This is a genomic window from Caballeronia sp. TF1N1 (assembly GCF_022878925.1).
In the GTDB taxonomy this organism is placed as follows: Bacteria; Pseudomonadota; Gammaproteobacteria; order Burkholderiales; family Burkholderiaceae; genus Caballeronia.
In genome coordinates, this window is record NZ_CP084630.1 from 35,757 (window position 1) to 48,286 (window position 12,530).

General features: G+C 58.3%; 10 protein-coding genes. 9 read left to right on the forward strand and 1 reads right to left on the reverse strand.

Annotated features, from left to right (window positions below; translation table 11 throughout):
* The first annotated feature begins 1 nt into the window (after position 1).
* From LDZ28_RS30345 to LDZ28_RS30375, 7 genes are all read left to right on the forward strand, one after another.
* The gene (locus LDZ28_RS30345) at positions 2-385 is read left to right on the forward strand and encodes a hypothetical protein (RefSeq protein ID WP_244832066.1); all 384 of its coding nucleotides are present in this window, start codon (positions 2-4) and stop codon (positions 383-385) included.
* Positions 386-408: 23 nt separating this feature from the next.
* The gene (locus tag LDZ28_RS30350) at positions 409-723 is read left to right on the forward strand and encodes a TrbM/KikA/MpfK family conjugal transfer protein (protein WP_244832067.1); all 315 of its coding nucleotides are present in this window, start codon (positions 409-411) and stop codon (positions 721-723) included.
* A 175-nt stretch (positions 724-898) separates the two neighbouring features.
* On the forward strand, positions 899-2,251 hold the full coding sequence (locus LDZ28_RS30355; RefSeq protein WP_244832068.1) for an autoinducer binding domain-containing protein: 1,353 nt from the start codon (positions 899-901) through the stop codon (positions 2,249-2,251).
* Positions 2,252-2,701: 450 nt separating this feature from the next.
* Positions 2,702-3,946 carry a ParA family protein gene (locus LDZ28_RS30360; protein ID WP_244832069.1) on the forward strand — a complete coding sequence of 415 codons (1,245 nt, stop codon included), beginning with the start codon at positions 2,702-2,704 and terminating at the stop codon, positions 3,944-3,946.
* Positions 3,936-4,949: a ParB/RepB/Spo0J family partition protein gene (locus tag LDZ28_RS30365; RefSeq protein WP_244832070.1), complete on the forward strand. Its 1,014-nt coding sequence runs from the start codon at positions 3,936-3,938 to the stop codon at positions 4,947-4,949. Before LDZ28_RS30360 ends, LDZ28_RS30365 begins: the two co-directional genes overlap by 11 nt.
* Before the next feature lie 232 nt (positions 4,950-5,181).
* Positions 5,182-6,414 (forward strand): Replication protein O, encoded by a 1,233-nt coding sequence (locus LDZ28_RS30370; protein ID WP_244832071.1) that lies wholly within the window; start codon positions 5,182-5,184, stop codon positions 6,412-6,414.
* Positions 6,415-8,418: 2,004 nt separating this feature from the next.
* Positions 8,419-10,398: a phage integrase family protein gene (locus LDZ28_RS30375; RefSeq protein ID WP_244832072.1), complete on the forward strand. Its 1,980-nt coding sequence runs from the start codon at positions 8,419-8,421 to the stop codon at positions 10,396-10,398.
* A gap of 414 nt (positions 10,399-10,812) precedes the next feature.
* Here the strand turns inward: LDZ28_RS30375 and LDZ28_RS30380 are convergent, their stop codons facing one another.
* Entirely contained in the window at positions 10,813-11,277 is a 465-nt protein-coding gene (locus LDZ28_RS30380; protein ID WP_244832073.1) for a hypothetical protein, read from the reverse strand.
* A 281-nt stretch (positions 11,278-11,558) separates the two neighbouring features.
* On the opposite strand from LDZ28_RS30380, the gene LDZ28_RS30385 reads away from it, so the two are divergent.
* Both LDZ28_RS30385 and LDZ28_RS30390 read left to right on the forward strand, forming a co-directional pair.
* A complete protein-coding gene (locus LDZ28_RS30385; RefSeq protein WP_244832074.1) occupies positions 11,559-12,050 on the forward strand; it encodes a hypothetical protein in 492 nt (163 codons plus the stop codon).
* Between the two features lie 66 nt (positions 12,051-12,116).
* The gene (locus tag LDZ28_RS30390; RefSeq protein ID WP_244832075.1) at positions 12,117-12,512 is read left to right on the forward strand and encodes a hypothetical protein; all 396 of its coding nucleotides are present in this window, start codon (positions 12,117-12,119) and stop codon (positions 12,510-12,512) included.
* The last annotated feature ends 18 nt before the right edge of the window (positions 12,513-12,530 follow it).

Sequence of the window (12,530 nt, forward strand, 5' to 3'; positions counted from 1 at the left end):
AATGGGCAAGGTGATACGACTCGATGCACCCAGAGCGAAACGATCTGCTTCCACGCGCTCGCGCGCTCCGCGAACCTTCGCCGGATTCGCCCAGGAAGCACTGAGAGCAACGTGCCACATCGCACGGCGCTGTGCTGCGTTGATCGGTCGTATCGCTTTGCTAACATCGATTGACATACTGATCACCTTGCTTGCGTTATTCGTCAAACCGCTTCGCATACTGACGAAGCTAATTGCTATTGCCGTGCTTTTCGCGGCCCTGTTCGCATTTCTCGATCATGGGAAGCACTTACAGCTTCTTCTATCGTCCATCGGGGTGCTTGCATTTATCTCGGCTCTAAATGCATGCTTTAAGCACGCGCTTGCGCATTCAAATCGTGCGTAATTCCACTCGAGAGGACTGTGAAAATGAAACTCCATCGCACTATTGCCCTGTTCGTTTCGATTGCCGCTGGGGTTGTACCACCGCCCGCTTTCGCGAAAGACGCGTGCGCCTCGCTGTTGTGCATGGCGGGCGAAGCCACTGGTGGGGGCGGCGGTTCGAGCTGCAACAAGCCAATCGAAGATTTCCTGTCGATCGTCGAGTACAGGCACGGACACGTCGATTTGAACGCAACGCCGAATGCCCGAAGGAGTTATCTGAACTCCTGCCCGGGATCCAATCAGGACACGTCGAGCATTGACTCCATTATCTCGGCATTCGGATCGGTCACTCATCTCTAAATCCTTCAGCGATTTACGTCTTGCTGACCATCTTATAAAAATTTAGCAGCATGTTCACCATATTGACTATGCTGCCGGCTTAATGTTAGGCGCGGGGATAATGTGAATATTTGTAACGAAGCGTGATTGAATCGCTTTCGTACAGTTCAATCCAATTTTTTGGTCGGACAACATCATGGCAGCTCTGCAACCAATCTCGCTAAACCTTGGGCATGAGACTGTGCGGCTGAATGTGACACCGGCTGAAGCCGGCTTTCTCATCGAGCGCGAATCGTTTTCGACCGCGCCTGTGGGGAAGATCGGCCCAAAGATCACACAGGTTTTGCTCGCCAACGATGCGAGCATCTCCGAGTTTATGAAGAGTGAGCCGCACTCTGATCGGGTTGGACCGGTTCTTGAGCACCTACTTCGCGAAGCGATGTACGTGGCTCCGGAATCAAGCGAGCCGGCGTCGATCGAGGAGCAATTGGCGGTGCTCAATCGTTTGAGCCGCGCCACCGATGAGATTGAGTTGTTGTACTGCATCAACGCCGTCATCCGTGGCCTCGGTGCGACGAGCTTCATGTATTTCTTGGCGCAAGATGACTCGAGTGGTCAGCCGGCCTCTTATCGAATTCTCACCTCGCATGCTGAGGCGCTGCAGATCTACGTGTCCTTGCGCATGTACGCGGGCGATCCCGCCCTTGAGCGAGCACGCGGACATCCCGAGCCATTTTTCTCCTCAGACTTCGGCAAGATCCAAAAGATGAATGGCGGCGGTCGCAAGATCGCTGAGCGAGCACGTGGTTTCGGGATGAAAAGCCTGGCTGTTGTTCCCGCGCATCATCGCGGAAGCAATCACTTCGGCGTTCTCTACGCTGCGACGGATACGCTGCCCGAAGAGAACGGTGAAGAGCGTCTGCGCGCGAATCAGGCACTGTTCCGAGCACTGTCCGCGCAAGTTTTTGAATGGTACATGCGAAAGGAAGCCTCAGTCGCTTTCAGAAACACTGGTTTGACGCCCCTGGAACTTCAGATTCTCAACGCGTGGAAACGTGGTTTTCAGCTCGACGCGATCGCCGAAGTGCTCAACATTTCGCCGACCTCTTTGAAGCGCCTCCATTTGCCGTCGATCAATGAAAAGCTAGCGACGAAGACAATCCGGAGCTCGGTACAAGTGGCCAGCGACCTGGGGCTACTGCCGCTGGTCTCAGATCGGAAAGTTGCATACGTACTGTACAGCCCCAAACACGGGGTTTTTCTGCGAGCGGACGGAGCTTGCCCGGCATTTTCGAAGCTGTTTCCTGGACCGACCGAGGAAGCGCAGATTTTCGACGACATCGCCGCAGCAAACGAGTTGATTGATGAAGTGATGCCGAATCAGAGAGGCGAGCTCGAATTCAGGCGAGTCGATGTTCACTGCTTTGCGACGAGCGCGTCTCGGGAGGAATGCGTTGCTGTAGGACTGCCCTGGTGGGAGCCTGAAGCGGACCAAGAGGACGAGGGTACTTGGGCTGAGAGAAACGGACCATCGACTTCTTATCATTAGAGCCATCTGAACATTCTGTAAGTCGCGGTCCCCTGCAAGCAATCTCGATAGTTCGAGACACGATGCCGAGGTCGCGGCCGCTTTATGCTCAGTCCATCCGCGGTATCGACCGGCAACAAATGCAACGTTCGGTTCGACCACTTTGGCAAGGGGCAGTTACGTCGATCTCGCTGGCATGGACCAGATAAGGTGCGGTTGTTCGCTCCCCAACGCCGGCGACGGTGTAAGAAACCACGCCGCCATCTGAAGAATCGCGCGTTAACTTCAAGGTATTTCGAGTTTTCGGCCTATACACTGCGCGCTGTCGCTAAGTTTACCTTGCGACAAACGATACGACATCGTACAGTGTACGAAAATTCGCCAAAGACATGACCGGTATCCTGATGTTTGGCGAAACTAGAGCGAAATGTAAAACTCGCACACTTCCGTCAAAAGGACAAAGGTTCGACCATGTCAGATGTTCGCCCCCGTGTCGACAAGCCAATTTTGTCGATTGCGCCGGATGTAAAGCATCGATTGCCTGGGGTCCCCCTGAGCGATCTGCGAAAGGTGGCCGACCACGCAAGCAAGATGCTGGTGAACGTTCGCGAGAGCATGCTCGCGCCGCACCCGCGCAAGAAGTCTCCAATTTTCACAACTTCACAAATCGCAGCGCTTTGTCGCATCGACCGAAAGAAGGTTATTTATTCGTGGGACAAGCCAGAGCTTGGACTACCGCCGGGAACTGCGACAAATCGAACCCGCGAATTCACTCTCGCCGAGGCGCGCGAATGGATCTCGAAGCTCGCGCCATTCAAAAGGCGCCCCGAGGGAGTAAAGGGTAAAAAAATCGCCATTGGTAATTTCAAAGGCGGTGTATCCAAAACCACAACGGCCATGACGCTCGCGCAGGGTTTGTCGCTCTACGGCCGCCGAGTCCTTCTGATCGATCTTGATCCGCAAGCTTCTCTAACTGCACTTACAGGGATCTTAGCGGATAGCGAGGTGGAGGATGATCAGACGGTCCTGCCTTTAGTCTACGGCGATCAAACCGATGTCCGATATGCAATCAGTCCGACCTACTGGGATGGGATTGATTTGATTCCAGCGAGCGCAGCACTCTTCGGTGCAGAGTTCTATCTGCCGTTCAAACAGTCGAAGGATCCTAACTTCGAATTTTGGAACGTGTTGAACAAAGGGCTTAATTCGATCCTCGATGACTACGACGCGATCATTATCGACACGCCCCCTGCCCTGTCGTATATGACAATTAACGCTTTCATGGCAGCGGACGCTTTGATTGTTCCAACGCCACCCAGTGCCCTTGATTATGCGTCTTCAACCCAGTTCTGGAATCTCTTCGCGGATCTAGCGGACAACATGAAGGGTCTGGTACCCGATGTGGAATTGAAGCGTTTCGACTTCATCCACGTCCTGCTATCTAAGGTCGACTCTAATCTCGCTTCAACTCATGCGGTTCGTGATTGGATCAACCGCACTTACGAATCGTTTGTGCTGCCGATCGAAATTCCAACGACCACCGTAACAGCGAGTGCCGCGGCCGAATTCGGGACCGTGTACGACATCTCGAAGTACGAGGGTAGCAATCGAACATATCAACGCGCGCGCGAAGCTTATGACCGGTTTGCGGAGATGATTGACCAAGAGATCGTTGCACTGTGGGACGCTGAGAAGGAGGCAACGAATGGGAATTAAGGACAGGCTGGCTGCGAAGAGTGCTCTCATCGCGCCCGTAATTGCCGAGGAGCCGAGCAATTTGCCGCGTGCTCCAAAAACGGCACCTGGCGCTTTGATGCACGCGATGCCACTGCTAAAAGAGAAACAAGCTGAGATTGATGCGCTCGCAGCAGAGATGCAAGGCCTTCGCGAGAAAATCGCGGAAGGGTCTGATGGTGGTGTTGAGGTCTCCATTTCTAAACTCGTCGAAGTTCCTGGGCGCCGGAGACACATGTCTGCCGAGAAATATGCCGAACTTCGGGAGAACCTTCGGCGAAATAGGCTGATTCATCCTGTGGTCGTTCGTCGGACCAGCGACGACAAGTTCGAGATCATCTCTGGGCATCATCGTGCTGACGCGTACCGTGAGATTGGGCGCGATACGATTCGTGCGGTAGTAGACAGTGGTAGCGAAGATGAAGCCGATGCCGGAGCTTTCTTTGCCAACCTTATGCAATCGGATCTAACCGACTTTGAAAAGTACGTCGGGTTTAAGGCTCGAGCATCGCGGCACCCCAACCTGACAAGAGCAGCAATCGCCGAGCAGGCCGGTCTCACCGAGGCGATGGTCTCTTACATCTTTTCCTTCGACTACTTGCCTTCAGACGTGCTCTCAATCCTCGAAGAGCGGCCGTCGCTGCTCGGCGCGAACGCTGGATACGCTCTGGCAACGTTGACCAAGCAGGGCAAAGCCAATCAGGTAGTCGAAGCAGTGAAGCGCTTGGCAAGCGGGACAATCGACCAGTCTCAGGCGGTGAAGCTCGCGAGTAGCGACCCGTCAAAAACGAAGTCGGCTCCTGCTGCGCCCGTGACCACGAAAATCAAGGTCGGCAAGTCTCTGTATTGCGAACTACGGCGCGCCAAAAACGTAGTGCGCGTCCAATTTCAATCGGATGAAGAAGCAGCGAGAGTGCAATCAGCCATTGCGAAGGTTCTGGAGGCTGAGTCAAAGCATAGCGCCGTGAAGCTAGAATCAGAATAATCGTTCAAATTCAACGACTTAATTTTATTAAGGCCCAAGCATGAGCTAATGCGCACTACAAAGACAAAAGCCTTCGGCTGGAACCGAAGGCTTTTGCTAAGGCACTTGACTGGAATCTCGCACCCTACACTCACCGACTGGAATCGGGAGCGGTACACACAAACCCGAGTGTAGCGAAACGCGATGTGCAGTCAAGCGAATTCAATCCATTTTCGTAAGTGGACCGCTCGACATGTCTATCGCGCAACGCATCGTTGCCGGCGAGGGTGAAACACACCTTCAAGATTCGGCCGCCCTCACCGCTTTTCGCTGTGACTCGACCAACCTGCCCTGGATCATCTTCCGGGCCGCGTTCCGGGCCGCCCACATCGAACAGATCTCGCCGCGTGCTCGCGCGGTGCTCTCCGCCCTCGCCCGCACCGTTGACGCCGCCAAGCCGTTCGCAGCGATCTTTGCGCGCCGTGAGCTCCTAACCGGCCGCGCGATGCAATCCATGCGGACGTTCTATCGCAGCCTTGATGATCTCGAAACGGCCGGCCTCATCGATCGGCGTCCTCAAGCGCGGTACGTCGAAGCGGGTCTGTTCGGCCGGGCGTACCTGCACCTGACCGAACACGCGGCTGCCCTTCTCGGCCTTATCGTGGACCCCGAACCCGCGCGCGCGCCAGAAAATCCCCTGCCACAGTCGGTCATATCCACCGTACCGACCGAATCCGATTCCTCATTTCCGACACCGTCTGCCAAGGTGGCAGACGGTGGAATATGTAAGGATCTAAGCCCTTCTGTTTTTCAAAAGAGACAACCGGGGAAACTGCCTGCGGACCTTCAGCGCCTGCGTGCCCTGGGTTTTTTGGATTTCTTTATTTTCAAACTCATGCGGGAAGCGCGTGAGCACGGCAAGCGCCTGTCCGATGTCGTTGAGGCCACCTGGAACCACCTGCGACTCGCCAAGGCTCCGATCAACTACCTGCGCGCCCTGCTGCGCAACCCGGTCGATTTCGCGACCATCTTGAGCCGCCGAAACAGCGAGCAGGACGCCGATGCTCAACGCCTCCAGCAGCGCACCCAAGCAGTTTCCCTTGCTCGACAGAACGCCGGCCGCACGTTCATCGACGTCGAGGGTCAACGCCAGTTCGTCATCGGTACCCAAGGCGATGCGATGACAGTTTTCACGCTCACTGAGTCCATCGGCCGCCAAGCCGTCGGCTGGATGCCCTCCTTCGCTGACGCGCTGAAGCGCGGCACAATCCGGCCTGCAACCGCGATGGATCTCGAACGTTTCGCCGACGCCCAACGCGCATCGATCGGCACACAGCAGCATTGGATTAAGCCGAATCAGCGGAGCCAGGTGAACAGGGCGAGCACGGCACAAGTCGCCCCGACGCGTCCTCCGGTGACGACCGCCGTGCGCGATCACATTGCTGGCCTGCGTCAACTTCTGCAACCGCGTGGACTGGTTGCATGATCGAACGTCTGGAGCGTCTGCAGCGGCCGGGTCGAGCGGATCGCCGGGCCCGCTCGACTTCGTTTCATCGGCAACGAAGCGGCATGGAGCGACGAGTCGCAGATGGTCGAAATAGAGATTTGAAAATGCAACTACCGATCTGACGCGTGACTCCCCTGGACGCTGCCAGTCGCTGACCCGAAAAACTCGGATCCCGCCGATCAGCCTACAAGGAACGGCCGAACGAGGACGGGCCCAGCCTTTACCGTGAAAACTCGTTTTACGAGGCGAGGAAGGCTTCGACGGGTGCCTCAGGCGATCGATTGAAGGTTCAGATCGACTAAAGGTTCAGATTGAACGACGCAGAACGGATACGCTGTCTACTCACCGCGCCGCGTTCGTATTGGCCATGAGCGCCGCGACCGTGACCGTGACCGTCACTAGCCGTCCCTCAACGAGGCGTTTTTGCTGTTTGTCCCGTGCTGCTGGGTCGGCGAACAAACCACGCTCACCAACCCGATCGCCACTTATCAAGCGGCTGTCGTTCAAGGCTTTCGGCGATGACGGCAGGGTGGTCCACCCCAGCAATTGCTAGCGCCCGTCGGCGCATTGTCTAAGGTCGGCCAAGAGCCGCGGGAGGCGCTTCTGGTGTCCCTGACGCGGATCATGGACGACTGACCGATGACGGTTGTAGCCGTCGTCATCGACGGGGACGACTCATCCTGCGGGATGCAACTGAGCCCGACCTATTTCTTCGTCACCGCGACATCAGCATGCGCTTAGCCTCGGGCGCAAGGCGACATTTCCCGGATCTACCGCGCCATTTCGTGCGCCTGATTCACATCCTCGCCGACGCACGCAACGCGGAAGAAACCGCGGACCCAACTGGCGTTCGGACGATCTGCGCCGGCGAAAGCTGCGCGCGTGCCACCTATTGGTTCGACCCGGGGTTGGGCGACGACAAATCGAATGCCGAGCGCCTGAGGTCAGCGGATCGGATGGCGCGGCCGAGGAGGCCGCAGACGCCGCGTCAGGGCTGCACAGCCTGCAGTTAGGCCGCCCGAGCCGGGCGTTTGCGACGCGGGCGGTGAAGTCTTTTGAGGAGGCAACCGGGATCGCGAAGAGGGCCGGCTTAGAAGCAATGTCAAGCAACGCGACCGCTTCGCGTATTGAGCTGGCGCCGAAGCCCAGCCCAGCCCGGCCACGTCGCCGAGCTTGCTTGGCACTACCGCAGTGTCGTGTCAGCTGGTCAGTGTCCACGCGACAACGGTCCACGATCCATTCTTAAAGCGATATCTGATCCTCAACGGCGCTCACAGAAGAAGAGGGCAGGGCGTGAGCTTCGTCGCCGGCGTCTGCCCGGACGAGCGTGCGTCACGACCGTCCAAACCAACTCAGCCGACACGACGAATGACGCGCTGTGCGCTCGCCTCTCCCGTCGCATGTCGCCCGAATGGGAGAGGGTAGGGCGCCGTTAGCCCATTTCATTCAAGCCTGATAATCGTATAGCATCGGGATCATCAAAAAACGGGTATACCCGTAGCTATTCTGTTCGAACGATCGTTTCGTGCCAGCCCCGATCATTGCAGTACAACAGAATCAAATCCTCGCAAAAGGGCAGAGGCTGCCCGACAAAGAGGATTAAGTTCAGGACCAAGAGGGCGTTCAACATCGAGGTGGCGTAATGGTAGCGACTCTGATGATCCACACGGTCCTTCAGCTGTGGAAGGGGCCGGGCAGCGATCTGGAAGTCGCGCATTGCCGGCCCAAAATAACCCGAACAATCGAACTGCCTTGTCTGCTAATTATGATTAGCAGTGAAGGTTTTAATGGGTAAAATGGAGGGTAGCGCCATTTACGCCTCGCCTAAAACCCATTGGCACGGGGCAAAGGCGGGTTTTCGACGAATCGGAGGTTGAGACGTTCCGGCGAAGTGGTGGAGTCCGACCCGCAACGCTACGGACATGAAAGCCAGCGCTTGATGGATGAGGTGAGCACCTGCGGGAGCACGCGCGCGACAGATCGATGGCCAATCAACCCCAACAATTGACGCTGCCCACGCCGCGTACCTACACCCGCACCGACTTCACGGCGCTGCGCGCGTTCGTGCAGCGCGTGCCGGCGGCCACCATCGCGCGGCTTTACTACGATGTCGAACGCGCGCCCCAAGCGGCGAGCCCTGAGACCACCGAGCGCTACCTGCGCCAGATGCGCGATGACCTGGTAAGCCTGGCGCTCAAACACGGCTCGTCGGTGCTCGCCGATCACCTCAAAGCGTCGATCAAACAACACGGCAGCGCGCGACTCACCGCCATGACGCTGCGCATGATCGAGCAGGCGTCGACCATGGCGGCCGCCTCGCCGTCGTTGGGCCATCCGGTCGAGTTGTGGTTCCGGCCGCTGATTGCACGACGCTTGATCGGCGAGGGGATCACCACGCTGGGCGCCCTGATTAAGTACTGCAATGCCCGTGGCGGCAGCTGGTGGCGATCCGTGCCGCGCATCGGACCGCTGCGCGCGGCGACCCTGGTGGCATGGCTGCATCGCCATGAGCGAAGCCTTGGTGCACGCGTCGCCGACGACGTCGATGCGAGGCCACTTGACGTCACCTTTCGCGCAGCGGGCGAGCCGGTCGCCATCGTGGTGGGCGGCGATCCGGCCGTGCCGCGTCTGGCGCCGTTCGAGCAGCTTGCCGTGCCGGCTGAGTTATCGGGCGGTGATGGACTCCATCGAGGCATCAACCGTGCGGGCAGCTTCGCCTTCATTCGTGCCGAGCACGATCTGGCCGCCGTGCACGCCTACCTGCACCGGTATCGCGATCGTCCGGTGACCCTGCGTGCCTATACGCGGGAGCTCGAACGGCTGATTTTGTGGAGCGTGGTCGTTCAACAAAAGCCGCTGTCCTCACTGCTCGTCGAAGACTGCGAGACATACAAGGACTTTCTGAAGGCGCCGATCGCGAGCTTTACTGGGCCGAAGCGTCCGCGCACGAGCGGCCGTTGGCGCCCCTTTGCGCCCGATGGACTGTCGGACGACAGTCAGGCGTATGCGGTGCGCGTGATCCGCGCGGCGTTCGCCTGGCTCGTCGAGGTGCGCTATCTCGCCGGCAATCCTTGGAGCGCGGTGCATGAACCGGCGACGGTCATTCGCGAGACAGCGGTGCAGGTTCATCGCGCCTTACCGGCCGATCTTTGGACGCGCGTACGAAGGCTCCTCGACGCCCGTTGTGTGGCCTCGGCATCTTCGACACCGGCGGCGACGGGACAGTCGTCGGAACGTTTAGCCAAGCAGGCGCGGGCGCGTGAGCGGCAAGAGGCGGCGCCTCAATGGCGGGCTGCGCGAGCGGCCATTCTTTTGATGGGTGACTCGGGGTTACGTCGAGTAGAAGCCGCTCGGGCGAGGCGTGAAGACCTTCGGCCTTCTGACGTCAGAAGCGAATTGTCGACGTCCGCGCGACAACCATCGGGGGAGGCGTCTGGCGCGCGTGCGCGATCCGTCTGGACCCTGACGATCGTCGGGAAGCGGCGCAAGCAACGCACCGTGCCGGTGAGCAGCGCCACGCTTGATGCGCTGCGCGCTCATTGGGCCGACCGCGATCGCAATTTCGATAGTCAGGCGCACGGGCCGCTGATCGCGCCACTTTGGATTCCGGAAACCAACACTGCACAGAATCGGCATGCCACTGACGACGATGTGGCCTACACGCCGGACGCGCTCGGGCGGCTGGTACGCATGGCTGTCCGCCGACTGGTGGTTGAGCTTAGAGCCGACCCCGCGTCGCTAAGCGAGATGAGCACCGAGGACCTGGTGCAACTGGTCAACACCTCGGCACATGCGTTTCGCCATACCTTCGGCACGCGCGCCGTCGCGCGGGATATGCCCACCGATGTTGTGCAGTCGATCCTTGGTCACGCATCGCTGCAGACGACCTCGATCTACGTCAAGGCGGAAAAGCGGCGCATGCTTGAGGCTGCCGCGCGGTATTACGCAGACGACGACTCTTAGTGCCCTAAGCTCGAACGCGGAGGGTTATAAAAGATGTTGCTTGAGGAACGGCGTCATGTCGCCGAAAAGAGTTCGGGCGTTATCAGCTCGCCGATACGCCGCCGGCGCGCTTGGACAATGAGATTTCTGTAAGCTAGAAAACAGGAAGTTGGTTCGCTGCGAAGACATTGAAGAATGGGCAGATGGCTATAAAACGTGGCCCGGTCTATCCATTTCCTTTTGACAGGGGTGAAAAACTGCACTTGTATTCAGGAAGCCAAATAGGCCAGCAGAAAGGGGACATTGCGTCGCCGTAGCGGCATTTGACGACCGGATTAGCTTCAATCAAACAACCGCTTTGACGTTTTTGCCGTTAGCCAAACTAGATTACCTCAATGGCAAAAATAACAAGCCTCGACAGAGGCATCGACGGATTCAGGACCGGCGATTGACGTCTTCGGTGAGCGCGTCATGGAAGCGCTCGCACGCCTCTTGCAACCGCGCTGTTGCGTCGCCGAACGCCCGCGCATGCTGTTCGGCTCGTTGTGCCGGGTTCAGGAATGGCGCGACGTTCGATTTGGCCACTTTGACGTTTTGCAGCGCTCGAAGGGTCCGCCGGCTTGCGCCAGTTGCTTGCCGCTCAAGTTCCGAAAACAGCATTGGCAGCAACCAATGGTTGGTTGACAGTGATGGAGTCGCGCGATCCGCAGCCGCTTCGTCATTTTCAGCACGCAGGTGCAGCTCGCACACCATTAAAATGCGTTTCGACCAAGCGTCAAAGACGTTCAGCGCGCCGCGCAGCGCGCGCGCCTCGTCCGAAACGAATGCCGAGTGGGGATCTGAAGTGCTTGCGGGGCGCAAGTCGCCTGCCCCCTCGAAGAGGTGGTCGAAGGGATTCATCGCACGGTGCACCATCGTCCATCGTGGCCATCGAAGCCGTCTAAGTCGCGGTGGCATTACGGATCTCAAATTGGTCTCCTCTTGCAATCGTACACGCTTGCGCCGTGCCGACGCTCGGGTCTTCGCTAACGACAAAGAGTCCCGCCCCGCGGGCGTTTTTTTGTCCGCCACACGCTTGCGAGTTCAACGCTGGACGATGGGACCCTAAATCAAAAAGACATTTGCGAACGCACAGCATGCGAATATGCCCCTGTTTCCGAATTCCGAGCCGTTTCCCAGTCATGACCCAGCAAAACAAATTTAAGCGAGGGCTTGGCCAGCGCGCCCGCAACAACAAGGCCATGTTCTTGCCTGTGAGCGAGGCGACCGCCAATCATATATCGCTTCGCTCATGGACTTCGCTCGATCGCGTGCGCGCGGGGGACGCTGACCCCGAAGCCGTCCTAGCGCTCGCGCACGCCACGGTCGTGGCCGCTCGCGTTGCCCAGTTGGGGTTTGGTTCGTTGGCCAAGGAAACGCTAGCCGAGGCGGCCACGGGACTGGCAGAAGCGATCGAGCGGGGCTGCCTCGATAATAACTGGCAGGTTGCGCCAGCGGTTTTCGCTTCGATCGGCCGCGCGCTTAATGAGCATCACCGCCAGCTGTTGCAGGTTCGTATGGGCGTGATCGTGGAGGCCAATGAATGGCTTGAGGCAAAGCTCGATCACGGAGCGAGGATGCAGGACCTGCTAGACACGCTGCTGCCGCGATCCCAGTTAGATCCTGGCGATTGAGCGAAAACGATACGTTTTAGGCGTTAGAGCGCGACGCTTGCGGAAACTGAACGAGCGAAACCGAGAGTGAACAAGCAAATGGACGAATGTGGCGGAGCGGGCGACGAACTTGGAAAACGCGGGCAGGTGGAGGCCGAGTTTCAGGAGTTTGTGCAAGACGTGGCCGCGCAGCGGTTTTTCCTAAGCAACCCGGAGCGGCGCGCGGCGCGCGCTATGTTGGCCGAGGGTTTCTGCTCGGTGGAAGTCGCCGCCTTCTTGCAAGCGTCTCCTTGGGCCACCTATTACCGAAATGTCGTGAGGGAGCACCACCTGCCCGAGTCAGCAGCGACGCGGGACGCGTTGCGCAAATCGTTCGAGCTTGGCGAAAGCGGAAGGGTCGCAGCTCAGCGGGCGATCGGGGCAACGCGCAAGAATGGTCACGAGATGTTTGGCCCCGTCACCGCGCCGAGATATCTTGACTAAACCGTCCATATCGCCTCT